The sequence below is a fragment of the Verruconatronum alginivorum genome, from assembly GCF_056590205.1.
The window spans coordinates 671,288-686,488 of sequence record NZ_JBWPVQ010000001.1 but is presented as its reverse complement, the minus strand read 5'-3'; the positions used below and the strand labels follow the sequence as shown (position 1 = coordinate 686,488).

At 60.6% G+C, this 15,201-nt stretch carries 13 protein-coding genes; 7 read left to right on the top strand and 6 right to left on the bottom strand.

Annotated elements, in window-relative coordinates; all coding sequences use genetic code 11:
- Positions 1–42 precede the first annotated feature (42 nt).
- From sdaAB to ACWUI2_RS02295, 3 genes are read left to right on the top strand one after another with little or no spacing between them, the layout of a single operon-like run.
- Positions 43–714: an L-serine ammonia-lyase, iron-sulfur-dependent subunit beta gene (sdaAB, locus tag ACWUI2_RS02305; protein WP_486981249.1), complete on the top strand. Its 672-nt coding sequence runs from the start codon at positions 43–45 to the stop codon at positions 712–714.
- Positions 715–727: 13 nt separating this feature from the next.
- A complete protein-coding gene (gene sdaAA / locus ACWUI2_RS02300; RefSeq protein ID WP_486981248.1) occupies positions 728–1,660 on the top strand; it encodes an L-serine ammonia-lyase, iron-sulfur-dependent, subunit alpha in 933 nt (310 codons plus the stop codon).
- The gene (locus ACWUI2_RS02295; RefSeq protein WP_486981247.1) at positions 1,641–2,750 is read left to right on the top strand and encodes a M20 family metallopeptidase; all 1,110 of its coding nucleotides are present in this window, start codon (positions 1,641–1,643) and stop codon (positions 2,748–2,750) included. Before sdaAA ends, ACWUI2_RS02295 begins: the two co-directional genes overlap by 20 nt.
- Before the next feature lie 61 nt (positions 2,751–2,811).
- On the opposite strand, the gene ACWUI2_RS02290 is transcribed toward ACWUI2_RS02295, so the two are convergent.
- On the bottom strand, positions 2,812–4,962 hold the full coding sequence (locus ACWUI2_RS02290) for a hypothetical protein (protein WP_486981246.1): 2,151 nt from the start codon (positions 4,960–4,962) through the stop codon (positions 2,812–2,814).
- Between the two features lie 342 nt (positions 4,963–5,304).
- Here ACWUI2_RS02290 and ACWUI2_RS02285 point away from each other — a divergent pair, with 342 nt between their 5' ends.
- The gene (locus ACWUI2_RS02285; RefSeq protein ID WP_486981245.1) at positions 5,305–5,928 is read left to right on the top strand and encodes a hypothetical protein; all 624 of its coding nucleotides are present in this window, start codon (positions 5,305–5,307) and stop codon (positions 5,926–5,928) included.
- Between the two features lie 138 nt (positions 5,929–6,066).
- A complete protein-coding gene (locus ACWUI2_RS02280) occupies positions 6,067–6,360 on the top strand; it encodes a Precorrin-3B methylase (RefSeq protein ID WP_486981244.1) in 294 nt (97 codons plus the stop codon).
- A 10-nt stretch (positions 6,361–6,370) separates the two neighbouring features.
- On the opposite strand, the gene ACWUI2_RS02275 is transcribed toward ACWUI2_RS02280, so the two are convergent.
- From ACWUI2_RS02275 to ACWUI2_RS02260, 4 genes are all read right to left on the bottom strand, one after another.
- Complete coding sequence (locus ACWUI2_RS02275) at positions 6,371–7,834, bottom strand: DEAD/DEAH box helicase (protein WP_486981243.1); 1,464 nt, start codon at positions 7,832–7,834, stop codon at positions 6,371–6,373.
- 511 nt (positions 7,835–8,345) lie between these two features.
- Positions 8,346–8,864: a hypothetical protein gene (locus ACWUI2_RS02270; RefSeq protein WP_486981242.1), complete on the bottom strand. Its 519-nt coding sequence runs from the start codon at positions 8,862–8,864 to the stop codon at positions 8,346–8,348.
- 103 nt (positions 8,865–8,967) lie between these two features.
- Positions 8,968–10,392 carry an alpha,alpha-trehalose-phosphate synthase (UDP-forming) gene (locus ACWUI2_RS02265; protein ID WP_486981241.1) on the bottom strand — a complete coding sequence of 475 codons (1,425 nt, stop codon included), beginning with the start codon at positions 10,390–10,392 and terminating at the stop codon, positions 8,968–8,970.
- A gap of 147 nt (positions 10,393–10,539) precedes the next feature.
- Entirely contained in the window at positions 10,540–10,968 is a 429-nt protein-coding gene (locus ACWUI2_RS02260; protein WP_486981240.1) for an OsmC family protein, read from the bottom strand.
- A 460-nt stretch (positions 10,969–11,428) separates the two neighbouring features.
- On the opposite strand from ACWUI2_RS02260, the gene ACWUI2_RS02255 reads away from it, so the two are divergent.
- Positions 11,429–12,700: a GspE/PulE family protein gene (locus tag ACWUI2_RS02255; RefSeq protein WP_486981239.1), complete on the top strand. Its 1,272-nt coding sequence runs from the start codon at positions 11,429–11,431 to the stop codon at positions 12,698–12,700.
- Positions 12,701–12,705: 5 nt separating this feature from the next.
- A complete protein-coding gene (locus tag ACWUI2_RS02250; protein ID WP_486981238.1) occupies positions 12,706–13,620 on the top strand; it encodes a YihY/virulence factor BrkB family protein in 915 nt (304 codons plus the stop codon).
- Position 13,621: 1 nt separating this feature from the next.
- On the opposite strand, the gene ACWUI2_RS02245 is transcribed toward ACWUI2_RS02250, so the two are convergent.
- Complete coding sequence (locus ACWUI2_RS02245) at positions 13,622–14,992, bottom strand: MFS transporter (protein ID WP_486981237.1); 1,371 nt, start codon at positions 14,990–14,992, stop codon at positions 13,622–13,624.
- Positions 14,993–15,201: the final 209 nt, after the last annotated feature.

Genomic DNA, 15,201 nt, shown 5'->3' with positions numbered 1-15,201 from the left:
TTATTCGTGTCCATTCGTGGTTAATGAATCGGGGGTTTTATTATGGTCTCGGTTTTCGATGTGATAGGTCCGGCGATGATTGGTCCTTCGAGTAGTCATACGGCCGGGGCGGTGCGGATCGGGTTGATCGCGCGGTTATTGTTGGGGGAAGAGCCGAAGCGGGTGCGGGTGGAGTTGCATGGATCGTTCGCGGCGACGGGGAAGGGACACGCGACCGACCGGGCGTTGGTGGCGGGGCTTTTGGGATTCGCTCCGGATGACGAGCGATTGAAGGATGCGTTGGACCTCGCCGGAAAGGCGGGAATGGGGGTGGAGTTCGAGGAGACCGATCTGGGGGAAGACGTTCATCCGAACAGCGCGCGGTTGACCTTGGAGGGAGAGACGGCGGATGGGAAATGTTCGGTCCTTGGAAGTTCGGTCGGCGGAGGGATGATCAAGATCCGCGACGTCGACGGCTTCGCGACCTCGTTTTCCGGGGAGTGCGAAACGTTGGTCCTTTGGCATCGGGACAGTTCGGGATATTTGGCGAAAGTCACCGCCCTCTTGGCTTGCGTGGAGGCGAACATCGCCACGATCCGGACCAGTCGCAAAGGGCGTGGGGCCGAGGCGTTGACCGTGCTGGAAGTCGACGCGCCATTGCCGGACGATTGTTTGAATCTCCTCGCCCGGTTGTCCGCCACCCGGCGGGTGCGGCATTTTGAGAAGCTAAGGTGAGTTAAAGGAAACCATGGGAGAGGAAGGGGAATCGTACAACTACAAAACCGCCGGGGAGCTCCTGGAGCTTTGCCGAGGTCACGGATTGCCGATCTGGCGGGTGGCCCTCAAACTGGAAGCGGCCGAAGGAGGGAGTTCCGAGCAGGAGTTGCTCGATCGGATGCGGGAGTATTACGCGAAAATGCGCGAGAGCATCCGGAAGGGGCTGGCCTTGAAGGGGATATCTCCAAGCGGATTGTCGGGGGGCGACGCGGCTAAGTTGTTGGCCTATTCGCAGTCGGAGAAACCGTTGTTCGGGGCTCGTTTCGCCCGGACGATCGCTTATGGGTTCGCTGTGTTGGAGTGTAACGCGCAATTCGGACGAATCGTCGCCACTCCGACGGCGGGATCGGCCGGGATCGTGCCGGCTTGTCTGTTGAGTCTTGAAGAAGAGGAGGGGTTGCCCGAGGAGCGGGCGGCCGAGGCGCTCTTCACCGCCGCCGGGATCGGCATCATCATCGGAACCCAGGCGACATTTTCCGGTGCCCGGGGAGGGTGTCAGGCCGAAGTCGGAAGCGCCTCCTGTATGGCGGCGGCGGCGATTGTCGAAGCGATGGGAGGCACACCGGAGCAGGCCGCCAACGCCGGGGCATTCGCGCTGATGAATACGCTTGGTCTGGTTTGTGATCCAATCGGTGGATACGTCGAGGTCCCTTGCGTGAGTCGAAACGGAATGTTCGCGATCCACAGTTTCGAAGCGGCGGTGATGGCCATGGCTGGGGCTCGATGCGTGGTTCCGCTCGACGACGTGGTGATCGCGATGCGGGACATCGGGCGCCGCATGCCGCGGGCCTTGAAGGAAACCTCGGAGGCGGGCTTGGCGAAGACACCGACCGGGTTGAAGTTTGAGTCTGGTAAATTCATGCCGGGAAACAAGCATCCGAGGAATGAAAGCACCCAACCCTGAACATCTTCTCCAAACGCTGGTCCGCATCCCGAGCGTTAACCCTGGGGCCGGCGGGGGCGGTGAAGGCGGGTTGATCACTTTTCTTGCCGAGTTGCTCGATCCGTGGGCGGATTCGATCGAATTGAGTGAAGTTGCTCCGGACCGGGGGAATCTGGTCGCACGATTCGACGGGAAAGAAGGAGGTCGGAGTTATGCGTTGGAAGCGCATAGTGACACGGTGGGAGTCGAGGGAATGACGATCGACCCATTTGGCGGGGAGGTTCGCGACGGACGTCTTTGGGGGCGGGGAGCCTGCGACACCAAAGGGCCGATGGCGGCGATGCTTTGCGCCCTGTTGGGGCATTTGGAAAAGCACGGGAAGCCGCCCGCGACGTGGTATTTTGTTTCGACCGTCGATGAGGAGTTGGGAGGTTTGGGAGCCCGAAGTTTAGTGGAAAGCGGGTTCCGCTGTAATGGGATTGTCGTGGGCGAACCGACGGGGTTGCGGCCGATCGTGGCCCACAAAGGAGCGGTGCGTTATCGGGTGGATGTGCGCGGATTGGCGGGCCACAGCGCGTATCCGGAGAATGGAGTCAATGCGATCCATGCCTTGGCGGATTGGATTCATGAAATGGAGGCGGCGATTCCGAATGATCCGGATGGGTTGACCATTAGTGTCGGGACGATGCGCGGGGGTGACCAGGTGAATCGTATTCCGGATTTGGCGACGCTGGAGGTTGATATCCGCGTGCCGCCCGGAGTGGCGGTTGCGGAAGTGGAGAGTCTGGTGGACCGTGTTGCCGAGGAGGTGGGCGGGCGTCGTCCGGGAAGCCGCCTTGGACGTGAACGAACCCAGCTGTATTTGCCATTTAGGCTGGCGCCGGAAAGTGATTTTCGCCGGAAGCTCGCGCCCATTTTCCGTGGAAGTGAAGATCGGGGCGAGACCGCCCGTTACGCGACCAATGCCGGTTTCTTCGCCGATGCGGGGATTCCGTCGGTGGTTTTTGGTCCCGGATCGATTGCCCAAGCCCATACGGCCGACGAATGGATCGACCTGGCCAGCGTTGAGGCGGCGGTTGATGTGTTTGGGAAGTTGATTCGGGAACCGTGAGTCGCACCGAGGGATCATTCCCAGGGTAGGCTTCGTTCCCCTCGGCTCAACCAGCGGCGACTTATTTGGAGCTGTTGCTGTGCAGGAAGAAAGCTCCTTTAAGAGGTTCGATGGTGGTGTCGAATTGTATACGGCCGGGTTGGACGACGGGTTGGACCGGGAGCCATTCGCCGGAGGAATCGAGATGAAGCCACTGTCCATTGCAATGCTCGTTTGCGTTGGGGCGAAGGGTGAAGCCGGCGATCGAGTCGAGCGTGGCGTTCAGCACCGCGAAGAATGTTCCCCGGGTGGTTTGAGAACGGTAGACCCGGGTGCCGTCGGGGCCCATGAGGAGTGCCGCGCCAGTCGGGTTTTCGAGCAGGAGGTTTTGGAAAAAGATTCGGCGGAATCGAGTGAAAAACGACATGAAGAATTGGGCGCCGCCATCGAGGGGATAGGCCAGGGAGAGAACCTTGCCCCCTTGGGGGGTGGGAGAGAGGATGGCTCCCGGCCAAAGCGGAGTGTGATCGGCTTTGTGGATACGGGTGAGGATCCCCGAGTCCGGAGCGGGTTCGATTTCAAGAAGGCGGCTGGAGTTGCGCTGGGCGCAGACGCGAGGATCGGCGACGCCGTGGGCGGCGGGATCGTCGGCGAGGATCGTTTCGTAACTGTAACCATCGGCCGCGAGGGAGCGCCACCGGAGTTGGCGAACGCTGATGGCATCCCCAAATCCGCGTTCGCGGAGAACCTCGACAGCGACGGCGTCGAGGATCACGAAACCGCCGAGGAGGCGTTCGATGTCGGCGTCTGGAAAAGCCCGGAGGGTCTGTCCGTTGACGAAGATCGGGCCTCGATCCGGTTCGATCCGGGTGGTGATCCGGTGGGCGATGCCCAGGATGGCGCAGGTTTCGGCCCATACGGGGGAGGGATGGACGAGGCTTTGCATGCTTCCTTCGAATCCGCCGCTGCCGCCGCCGGAAGGATTTTGTTGCATCTGGAGGGAAAGCGCTTCGCCGTTGATTTTTTGGCGGCGGACGCCGGCGGGAGGTTCGGGGAGGCGGAGGTGATCGGCGATCGTGGTGGAGACGAGGACTTGGGCACCGTCGGCGGATCGGTCGTCGAGATGGAGGGCGGCGAGGGCGTTGAGGACCGGTTTGACGGCGGCGAGGTGTTGGCCGAAGTCAGGGTCGAGGGCGGTGCCGTTGCCCATGTTGTCGTAATGGTTGATCGTGATTCCGGGGCTTCCGAAGGCGGCGGCTTCGAGCATTTGCCAGACAGTGTAGCGGCCGCTCTTCGAGTAGATCCCGCAGCGGGGGGAGTTTTCGAGTTCCGGGTAAATACCGACCGGACCTGAAAGGCAGGCGATGGTTTGGCGGGTGACGGAAGGGGTGGTCCGCAGGGCTCGCTCTTCGGTGTAGGGCTCCATGTGCGGGCGAATGAGGAAAACGGGGTCGTTGCCGAGCGCTTCTTGCATGGCGGGCCAGTCGCGGCCTTCGGCGGAATGTTGGTCGGGGCGCGAACTCATGAGCGCCAAACGGGTTGCGGGATGGGCGGTTTCGACCATTTGGCGAACGACTCGCATAGGTTCGAGGAGGGATTCGCGGGAGAGATCGAACCAGAGGCGGCGCCACGGATGAGGGTCGCCCGGCCGGAGAATCGCGTCGAGGAGATCATCTCGGGAAACCTCCTCGCCGACCATTTGGGAAAAGCGGGTGAGGTGGGCGTCGCAGAAGCAGCCGCCCCAACCGAGTTCGGCGCCGTGGTTGTGGAGGCGCCAATCGTCTTCGACCCAGATCGCGACCGGGCGCAATTCCGCCGCGAGCCGGGCGAAGGTTCGACCGAGCCAGTTTTGCCATTCCGGGCAAAGCGGGCAGGCGACGATCGAGCTGGCGATGCCGGTTTCGCCGACCATCGGCCGGAAGGATTGTCCCGGTTTCAGAGCGCGGCCCCGCGGCACTTGATAGAGGGTGGTCCATGGGTTGAGGCTCAAGTCGATTCCGTGAAGGGAGAGTTGTTCGCGTAGTCGGCGGCCCATCCGGCAATATGCCTCCAGTTCGGGGTCGGTGAGATGGCCATCGCTCAGTTCCTCGGCGGCGATCAGCAGCATAACCTCCTCGATTCGGGCGGATCGGCAGAGTTCGACCAACTCGGCGATCCGGGTGTCGGCATCCCGTTCGGGATCAATGCCGTAGCGCAAAATGTAGCGGAACGAGGAAGCGTCAGTTAGAACCATATAGCGGATTGTTTGGGGGTTGACGGAAAACTCAATGCCGATTGTTGGGGAATCCCTGAATTCAAAGGAGAGGGAGAGTGGGAGACTAAGGAAGTTGCCCAAACATGGAAGGGTAAGGAAGGGGCGGAATCATCTTTCCTAATACAGTTTTTTAGTAGGGAGGACAGGGGTATCTGAGCGGGAGTGGTACGCCGTCTTTGGGGGGCCGGTTTCGTTGATTTCCATCGGAGCGGGGACTAGGTTCGTATTGCACGAGCGATGAACTTTCTTAAGGTCCCGGAGCCGGATTGGAGCGGCCGGGATCGCGCGAAATGAAAACAATCAACTCGCAGGAGGAGAAGAATGATGAAAACAATCAAGACCATGTTGCTGGCCTTGGCAGGGACCAGTTTGGTTGTCGCGGGAGCAAGTGGACAAGGGTTTCTCGGGCAGCCGTATTTCGGTGTCGATGGGGGCTGGGAGCGCCTTGACAACGGTGAATCGGATGATGGATGGGGCGTCGGGGCGGAAATGAATGCGGCGGTCCCGATGCAGCCGCAGTCTCCATTCGGCGTCGATTTCCGGGTGAGAGGCGATTACGTCGACATCTTCGACAGCAATTTGTGGGACGTGCACGGGACCGTGCGCGGCTACATGCTCCCCAAGCAGGGGTTCACCCCGTTTGTCGGTGCCGGCTTCGGTTGGCGCGATTTCGACGCGGTGGACAGCATTTACGCGCCGGTGGAAGCGGGCGCGGAGTTCGGGGTCGGCCAAATGTCGCTGATGCCGTATTTCCGGTATGCCTTTGCTTTCGATAGCGCGGTGGATGACTTCTGGTCGGTCGGCGCCAGGGGAGTTTACTGGTTGCCGGCGGACGGATGGGGAGTGACGGCATCGGTCGAGTACACGGACTACGATGAGATTGGCGGTTTTGACGTGGTCGATAGCGGGATCGGGGTCCGAGTGGGCCTGGTGTTCTCGTTTTGACCGCGGACGAGCCGTGGGACGTGGAGGAGAGTAGATGATACAGAGCGCGCTTCCGGATTCGGGAGCGCGCTTTTTCTATGCATGGCGGCCGCGTTGGGTTGAGTGGTGCCGGGGAGCTCTGGTAAGGTGGCGGGTAGGATGCCGGCGAAGAAAAAGAAGAATGCGAAGCCGTTGGTGGGCGGGGCGCTGGTCAAGGAAGTCTGCCGCCGGATCCGGTTGGCGCGCAGTTATTGGGATGCGCACAACAATGCCGCCTGCCGGGGCGAGCGGGAGAAGGCGATGGCGCTTTACGAAACGCTCACCCCCGAGGAAAAGGAAAAGGTGCCGCAGGTGCTGCGGGTATGGTTGCGTTATCGGAGCGAGAAATATTTCGGGCCCGACCGGACCGCCCCTGGCAGGGGGCGGTTCGGCGGAAAAAAGCGATCGACCTGACGGTTTTCGATCAGAAACCGAAACGGCCCCAGAAGCCGGACTTCGCCGGTTTGGCGCTGGCTTCGGAGGGACGTGGCGCCGGGGAACCGTTCGACGGGGAGGCCGGTCCCCGCCGGGACCGGTTGCTGCGACGACGGGAGTTGGGAGCGGTTTGATCGGAGGCGGCGGTGCGCTCGCCCGAGTTGGAGGCCGAGGCGGACCGGACTTGGTTTGGGCGGTCGCCGTTGCCATTCGGTCGGGGACGGCGGGGGCCGCGTCCGGGCATGACGGTTTTCGGCGTGACTTTCGCCGGGCGGCGGCCACCGCTCCGGACGGGCGCGGCACCGGCTTCGATCGCATAGGGGTGGTCGGCGAGGACCGGGACGTCGGTGCGGATCAGCTTTTCGATATCGCGGAGGTAGGCGCGTTCCTCCGGTTCGCAGAAGGCGATCGCCTTGCCATCGGCCCCGGCGCGGGCGGTGCGGCCGATGCGGTGGACGTAGGACTCGGGTTCGTTCGGGATGTCGTAGTTGATGACCAGGGAAATCCCTTTGACGTCGATGCCGCGGGCGGCGATGTCGGTGGCGACGAGGACCCGGATGTTTCCGGCCCGGAATTGTTCGAGGGCGCGTTCGCGGGCGGTTTGCGATTTGTTGCCATGGATCGCGGCGGAGCGGATGCCATTCACGTCGAGGTGTTTGACCAGCTTGTTGGAGCCATGCTTGGTGCGGGAGAAGACGAGCACCAAGCCCTTGCCGTGGGAGCCGATGGTGTGGACGAGCAACTTGTTTTTGTTGCGCTTGTCGACGTGGCAGACGTGTTGGTCGATCCGCTCGGCGGTGGAAGAGACGGGGGTCACCTCCACTTTCACCGGATCGGTGAGAAGTTTGTTGGCGATCTCCAGGATCGGTCCCGGCATGGTGGCCGAGAAGAGCAGGGACTGGCGCTTTGGCGGGAGCTTGGCGATTACCCGTTTCACGTCGGGGGCGAAGCCCATGTCGAGCATCCGGTCGGCTTCGTCGAGGACGAAGATTTCGACACCGGAAAAGGTGATGTGTCCCTGTTGAAGCAGGTCGAGGAGGCGGCCGGGGGTGGCGACGACGATGTCGACTCCGTTTTGTAGGGCGCGGACCTGCGGGTTTTGACCGACGCCGCCGAAAATGACGGTGTGACGGAGGTCGAGGTATTTGCCGTAGGCGGCGAAGTTGTCGCCGATTTGGGCGGCCAACTCCCGGGTGGGGGTCAGGATCAGGGCGCGCGGGCGGCCCCGGGTTCGCGGTGCCGGCGAGGCGGCGAGACGATCGAGGATCGGGAGAGCGAAGGCGGCGGTTTTGCCGGTGCCGGTTTGGGCGCAACCGATCAAGTCGCGTCCTTCAAGCAAGTGCGGAATTGCCCGGGCTTGGATCGGCGACGGTTGCCGGTAGTTTTTTTCAACGATGGCGCGCTGAATCGGCTGGGCCAGATTCAGTTCGGAAAACAAGGATACGGATGTCATATACGAAGGATCGGGGCGCCGTAGGGACGCTCCGGGTGTCTTTTTAGGTCTTGTCCGCAAAACAGGCGGATAGACGGATGGCTCGATGAATTTGAGAATGCCTTGAACAGTCTCTCATCGAAAAGACGCCCGAGGGGCCGAGCGGGTTCGGGTTTTTCCCGGAAGGAAAAAGGGCCGATGGCTCACCAACGGCGGGCACACTCGCACCAACGACCGGAAAATGCAAGCGGGTTTCCGGGGGACGGGTGTTTTTCGAACGCGCAGCATCGGGCTTTGCCCGTGAATAGGATGGAATGGCATTGGTTTTCGAGGCGGAGCCTCTTTGGAGTGCTCCGCGTCCCCGCGGAGCTTTGGTGCGTGCGGAAGGGCTTCGGTGGGCGAATAAGTGTGGAGCGTGCGGCCATCGTCGACCATTTCGAAAGCGGTGCGGGGACGCACCAGCACTCCAAAAGCGCTTCGCGCGAAAACCGGACCGCCCGCCATGCTCCGGCGCGGGGGAGGAGGGGAGATCTCAGTGGTGGTCTTGCTGGTAATTGAGAAACTTCGGGATGCTGGGGGAAAAGCAGCAGTTCCAAGCGACGAACGTGGCGACGGCGAAGCCGACCGCGTCGAGGGCGGTCCAATAGGTGATGGGAGCCGTCAGGACGTTTAAGGAAATCATCACCGCGAAGGCGAAGGCGATGATGGTGCCGACGAATCCGAGCAGGTGTTTTACGGAGAGACTGCCGCGGTAAAGCAGGAAAAGACAAAGCAAGGTGACGGCGGCGAAGAGTCCGTAGATCGTGAGGCGGGTGGCGTAACCCCAGGTGGCGGTGAGCGGGTGGGAATGTCCGGCGATGGCTAGTCCGAGGATCGACGCGGTGTATCCGAGGGTGAGAGTGATGATTGCGACGACGGTCCACCGACCCCGGCGAACCGGATTCTTGTGGTGGTGGTGATGGTGGTGTTTGCGGTGGGAATCGGAATGCTTCCGGGAATGGCCGTCATGGGGTTGGATCGACTTTTCTTCTGGAGGGGAATTCTCGCTCATGAGGCGCGAGTCCATACGAATCGCGCCCCGTTGGCAAGATGTTAAAATAACGTTAAAGCAAGCGGATCGAGATCGGGCAGTGTCATCGGACTGCCGGGTCGAATCACGATGCCTCGTCAGTCGGTGGGAGGGCTTGGAAGAACGATTTAACCCACCAGAAGATATCCTCTTTTTGGACGTTGGCCCGAAGTCGTTTCATCCGGGCTTGCCGATCTTTTTGTTTCATGTTGAAGGCCTTATGAATCGCGTCGGCGGTGTGTTTGACGTCGTAAGGATTGACCAGCAGGGCTCCTTTTTTGAGTTGGTCGGCGGCTCCGGCGAACTGGCTGAGAATCAAGACGGAATTTTCTTCCAAACTGCAGGCGCAATATTCTTTGGCGACGAGGTTCATCCCGTCTTTGTGCGGGGTAATGAGGGCGATCTCGGCGGTGCGGTAATAGGCGAGCAGTTCGAGGAAATCGAGGCTCCGGAAGACGTAATGGATCGGCACCCAGTTGCCGGAGGAGAAATCGCCGTTGATCTCGCCGACCAGGCGGTCGATCTCGGTTTTGAGGGCGTGGTATTTGGGGATATGGGTCCGGCTTGGCACGACGACCTGGATGAACGTCACTCGCTGGTGGAGTTCCGGATAACGTTCGAGGGCGTCGCGAAACGCTTTCAGGCGGTCGGGGATTCCCTTGGTGTAATCGAGACGGTCGACTCCGAGAATCAGCTGGCGGTCGGGGAAACCGGCGTGGATATTCCAGGCCCGGCGGGCGACGTCTTCGAGGGCGGCGGTTTCGGAGAAATCCTTGGCGTCGATCCCGATCGGAAAGGCGCCGAGGGTGATTTCGCGGCCCTTCCAGTGGATTACCCGGAGGGCGCCGCGGCTTTCGACGGTCAAGCCGCTGAGGCGGCGGGCGCATTGGAGGAAGTTGCGGAGGTCGCGGGCGGTCTGGAACCCGAGGAGGTCGTATTGGAGGAGGGCGTGCAGCATTTCCCCGTGTTCCGGGAGCTTCGTGAAAATATCGAGCGAGGGGAACGGGATGTGGAGGAAAAAGGCGAGTTGGTGGGGATACTTTTTCTTGCGGAGGATTTCGGCCACGCAGATCAGTTGGTAGTCGTGAATCCAGACGAAATCCCCTTCGCCGGTATGGGCTTGAACCGCGTCGGCGAACCGCTCGTTCACCTTCCGGTAGGCGGCCCAATAGTCGGGGTCGAAATTGCAGAGGCCTTGGAGGTCGTGGAACAGAGGCCAAACGACTTCGTTGGAATACCCGTAGTAGAACTGGTCACGTTCGGTTTCGGAGAGTTCGATCGGCACGACTTGATAGCCGGTGTTTTTACTGGCCCGGGCGAGGGCGTTTTTGACTTCGCGGACCGGCGTGGTGGTGCCGGACCAGCCGATCCAAAGCCCTCCGATTTCCTGAAGGACCGGGGTCAGCCCGGTGACGAGTCCGCCGGAGGAGGGTTTTGCGCCCCATTTTCCACGTTCATCCTGCTCCAAGGTGAACGGGAGCCGGTTCGAAACAACGATCAATCTCTTCATTGGTTTTTGGCAACGGGGGGTTCCGGGGGATTCCAAAATTAAAATAAATGGAGGCGGGCGGTTTGAAAAGCGCCGCCTCCACGAAAAACCCGCGCGCCCGCTCCGGTCGAATCGGAGGTCGGGCGCGAGCGGGGGCCGACGCGGCGCCTACGATTTCAGCCGGGCGTTTAGCACGATCTCGGTGCCGGCCAAGGCCTTCGACACGGGACATTGCTTTTTCGACAACTCGGCTTTTTCATCGAAGACGCTCTTTTCGAGGCCCGGGACCTCCGCTTCGCAATCGAGTTCGATCTTGGTGATCTTCGGCGCTCCGTCGACTTGTCCCAAATGGACTTTGGCTTTGGTGGTCACCGAGGTCGGTTTGTAACCGTCTTTCGAGAGCACGGCCGAAAGGAACATCGAGAAGCATCCGGAATGGGCCGCTCCGATCAATTCCTCGGGGTTGGTGCCGTCGGCTTCTTCAAAACGGGAAGCAAAGGTATAGGGGCCTTCGAAGGCTCCGCTTCCGAATTTCATTTTTCCTTTGCCTTCCTTGAGGGTTCCTTCCCATCGCGATTCCGCTGTGCGTACGCTCATTGATTCTGTCTCCTGTTAATGGTTCCGATTCTGGTTGGTTATGAATATTCCTTCCGATTTCACGGAAGAGTTTCGACGATAGCAAACGCCGTTGCGGAAGTAAACCGCTTATTGGATGACGAGCCGGAATGCCGGAATTGGGCGCGATTGAAAGTGGTGGTAAGAACAGACAACCGTCTGTCATTGCGAGGAAGGAGGAACGACTGACGCGGCAATCCACGTTCCGGGAAAGGGGCGCGGGTCGCTGTTTCGTGGATTGCTTCGTCGGCGGAGCCTCCTCGCAATGACACGACGGTGATCCCACCACTTCTGATTACATCGTCGGAATTCGGTCGGCTCCCGATAACGTAGCCTTCCGTTTTCCGCGGAGATCGAAAGGAGTTGCCGGAGGGAAATCGGCCGGGTAAAATCAACCGCCAGAGCCGTTTTTAAACAATCACACCCAACCACCACTCTCTCTATGAAAACCGAACAGGCGCCGAATCGTTTCCGTCAATTGCAACCTCACTTCGCTCCGTCCGTGCAACGTTGGGAATCGGAGCTGATGGATCGAATCCCCCAGCTCGACCCGGAGAGCGGTGCCGCGATGTCGGACTTGACCGACTGCCTGATCGACGACGCGATGCGGCAACGGGCGACCGACATTCACCTGGAGCCCGAGGACGGCCACCTCTGTGTGCGGTTACGGATCGACGGGGTCCTGCACGATTCGGCCCTTTTGCCGAGGGAGGTGGGCGGCCGGTTGATTGGGCATTTGAAAGCGATGGCGCAGATCGATCCGATCCCGTTGAGCCGTCCGGCGGATGGTCGGGCCAGTTACTATCACGATGAAAGCGAGTTGCATCTTCGGGTGGCCGGGGTGCCTTGCATCGGAGGGGAGAAGCTGGCGATCCGGTTATTGCAGGCCCAGCAACTGGAACTCAACTTGAGCGACCTTGGTCTGCGTAAGGAGCAATACGCGACGATCGAAAAGTGGTTGAAAAACGTATCCGGAATGTTCCTGGTGGTCGGAGCCACTGGCAGCGGCAAGACCACCACGCTGTATGCCTTGTTGCATGAGCTGAAGATCTTTAATCAAAGCGTGGTCACGATCGAGGATCCGGTCGAATACCGGGTCAACGGCATCACCCAAATGCAAGTGAACGACCGGCGCGGACTGACGTTCGGGGAAGGCGTGAAAGCGATGCTCCGCCTCGATCCCGATTTCCTCCTGGTCGGCGAAGTCCGGGACGTGCCGTCCGCCCAGGCGGCGCTCGACGTGGCGGCCAGCGGAAAGACCGTGCTCAGCACGCTGCATAGCCGTGACGCAGCCGGGGCGATCACCACTCTGCGGAATCTTCATTTGAAGGATTACGAGATTGCGACCGCCTTGGAAGTGGTGGTGGCACAACGTTTGGTGCGGAAGCTTTGTCCCGCGTGCCGGAAAGAGGGCACGGTGTCGAACGCCGAAAAGGCGTGGCTGGAGTCGGCCGGGTTGGAAGTGCCGGAGACGGTGTGGGTTGCCGGGGAGTGTGAGGAATGTCAATACACCGGTTTTCATGGGCGGACGGGATTGTTCGAGGTCTGGCATCTGGAGGAACATTTCAAGCAGCTGGTTTTGCGGCACGCCGACGAGTCGCAGCTGCGCGGCGAGCTTAGGCGCGGAGGGGTCGATCCGATCTTGCACGACGGCGTGGAGAAAGTGAAACAGGGAGTGACGACGCTCGGCGAACTTCAGCGTCCCGGCTGGTGAAGGGAATGAAACGGGAGGAGAACCGGCGCGACCGGATCGTCGCGTGGTTGATGCAACCGACGACCACCGCCGGCCGGGTGGCGAAGTTCGCGCTACGGGTGGTCCGGCATTTCTATTACAACAACGGGGTGCTGCTCGCGAGCGCGGTCGCCTACAATACGATGTTGTCGGTTATTCCGCTTTGTCTGGTGATCGTGATGGTATTCGCCCAGTTTTTCACCGACGAGTTGATTTACGAAATCATCTTTCCGGAACTGGCAATCATCGTCCCGGGAATGGACGTCATCCTCGAAGGGGTGTTGCAAGCGTTTCCCGACAACCGGGAATTGGTCGGCGTGATCGGTTTCCTGGCGATGGTCTTCTTCAGTTCGATCGCGTTCCGAATCCTGGAAACCGCCATGGGGGTCATCTTTCACCGACCGCAACACAAGGCGCCGCGGAAGTTTTGGGTGTCGGCGGTGTTGCCCTACCTGTTCATCGGGGTGATCGGGGTGGCGGTGTTGTTGATCACCCTTGTCTCAGCGGCGGTGCATGCGATCCCGTTCAAGGAGGTCGGGTGGTTCGGCCGGGAGATCGCGTTGGATGAGGTGACGCGGATGGTGGTCCATCTGCTGGCCCTCGGAGGATTGGTCCTGCTGTTCACCGCTCTTTACAGTGTGATGCCGACGAGCAGGATTCGGTTTCGCCGGGCGTTGATCGGCGGGGTCACGGCGACCGTGCTTTGGGAGGGGGTGCGGCTCTTGCTCGGATGGTTTTTCACCAATCTCTCATTGGTCGGTGTGGTTTATGGATCGTTGGCGACGATGGTGATTTTGTTGATCAGCATGGAAGTGGCGGCGGTGATCATCTTGTTCGCCGCCCAGGTGATCGCGGAGTTGGAGCATAGCGCCAAACTCCGCCTGCCGTGGTACGAGGAGTAACTCAGCGTTGTTTTTTCCAGTTCGTCGCCAAGGTGGCAAGCGAGGCGAGGGAGCGGACCGGACGTCCCAGCGCGCCGGCCAGCAGGAGCGGTTCGGCGTCGGTTTTGGCCGCCCTCAGGTAGCGGACGTGCCAGAGGAGGAGAAGATGGGAAAGGGTGACGAACAAAAACAACAGCTCGAAATTCCCCGTGTTCATGGTCGGCGTCTCGCCTTCACCTCGGAGAAACAGTCCCCAAAAGATCGGAGACAGACCACCGAGGAAACTGGTGATCGCTCCATGGACGGAAATCCGGACCGGGCGGTCCCGCTCGCTGGTGAGCCGGGGAAGGTAATTCAGGTTGGCCGACATCCATCCCGCCGCCGCCATCCCGAGGGTGAAGTAAACGAGTAGCAGAGGGACGATCCACGAAACCTCCCAATGGAGGAAACCCCACCAGGAAGCTGCCACCGCGATGTAAAGGGCACTGGACGCGCGGAAAAAGACCCGGGGTCCGCTTCGGTCAATGATGTTGCGGACGTAAAGGGATCCGGCGATCGCCCCGAGGTATTGCATGGTGGTGAAAATAATGATCTCGGCGGCGCTCAAACCGGCTTCCACGCGCAGGTAGTAAATCGAGAAAGGAACGATCGGGGCCGAAGTGACGGCGAAAAGCACACTCAACCAAAGGAAGTGGCGGTAGCGGCTTCTCCGGAAACAGAGACGGGGGGCCTCTTTGAACAATCCTTTTAAGTCAACCGGATCGGGGAGCGGTCCCTCCGGGATCTTTTTGAGCGCGTACCAAGCGAGCAACGCCCCGGCCAAAGCCAGGGAGTATTGCAACACGAAGGCGTCGTGCAGGGGCAACCAATAGAAAAGGAGGGAGCAGGCGATGAGGGTCGTCACCCCCGCGACGCCGGAGAAAATCTGGTCGTTGGCGAAATACCGGCCGCGCAATTTGTCGGGAAGAATTGAATACATCCACGGCAGGAAGGCGCACCCGCCGATCGAACGGAGCAAGGCGAAAAAGAAGATGCTGCCGATGAGGAGGTTGACATGCCAATCGGCCGGTTCCGCGGGCCGGAGCCAGGCGAGGTAGATCGGGATCAACAGCGAGATCGAGCGGGCCCCCCATCCGAAAAGCATCAGACGCCGGTAACCGAACTTGGGAAGAAGGGCGGTCGCCAACACCTGAATCGGAGCAAGGAGGAAAAGGAACGAGTAGATCAGCCCGACCTGGAAGGCGGTGGCGCCCAGCGATTCGGCCAACAGGACCAACGGCGTGCCGAGGGCGATCTGCCAGGTGATCGCGTTGAAAAATCCAAACGCCAGCCCCATCCGGAACGGGCGGAGGGATTCGGGGCGGGCGGAATCGCGCGCATCGGATCCGTTCATTGGCGCAGGATTCCGGCGACATGAAGATGTCGATCAGCAGCAGAATCGGCGCGCATGGGAATCATATTCACACTCAACAGGAAACGGATGAAAGGGTCAAGTGGACAGGGAGGGAGCCGTGAATAACGATGATTCGACCGTAAGCTGGTCATCCGGGGAGAGGGACCACGGAATACCCGGAAGGCACGGAATATTCTGTCCTCTCGGGG

Coding starts and splice junctions, on each gene's coding strand:
- ACWUI2_RS02275 (WP_486981243.1), bottom strand. CDS start 7,834: ATGACATCCGTATCCTTGTTTTCCGAACTGAATCTGGCCCAGCCGATT.
- ACWUI2_RS02285 (WP_486981245.1), top strand. CDS start 5,305: ATGATGAAAACAATCAAGACCATGTTGCTGGCCTTGGCAGGGACCAGT.
- ACWUI2_RS02295 (WP_486981247.1), top strand. CDS start 1,641: ATGAAAGCACCCAACCCTGAACATCTTCTCCAAACGCTGGTCCGCATC.
- sdaAB (WP_486981249.1), top strand. CDS start 43: ATGGTCTCGGTTTTCGATGTGATAGGTCCGGCGATGATTGGTCCTTCG.
- ACWUI2_RS02250 (WP_486981238.1), top strand. CDS start 12,706: ATGAAACGGGAGGAGAACCGGCGCGACCGGATCGTCGCGTGGTTGATG.
- ACWUI2_RS02245 (WP_486981237.1), bottom strand. CDS start 14,992: ATGAACGGATCCGATGCGCGCGATTCCGCCCGCCCCGAATCCCTCCGC.
- sdaAA (WP_486981248.1), top strand. CDS start 728: ATGGGAGAGGAAGGGGAATCGTACAACTACAAAACCGCCGGGGAGCTC.
- ACWUI2_RS02260 (WP_486981240.1), bottom strand. CDS start 10,968: ATGAGCGTACGCACAGCGGAATCGCGATGGGAAGGAACCCTCAAGGAA.
- ACWUI2_RS02255 (WP_486981239.1), top strand. CDS start 11,429: ATGAAAACCGAACAGGCGCCGAATCGTTTCCGTCAATTGCAACCTCAC.
- ACWUI2_RS02270 (WP_486981242.1), bottom strand. CDS start 8,864: ATGAGCGAGAATTCCCCTCCAGAAGAAAAGTCGATCCAACCCCATGAC.
- ACWUI2_RS02290 (WP_486981246.1), bottom strand. CDS start 4,962: ATGGTTCTAACTGACGCTTCCTCGTTCCGCTACATTTTGCGCTACGGC.
- ACWUI2_RS02265 (WP_486981241.1), bottom strand. CDS start 10,392: ATGAAGAGATTGATCGTTGTTTCGAACCGGCTCCCGTTCACCTTGGAG.
- ACWUI2_RS02280 (WP_486981244.1), top strand. CDS start 6,067: ATGCCGGCGAAGAAAAAGAAGAATGCGAAGCCGTTGGTGGGCGGGGCG.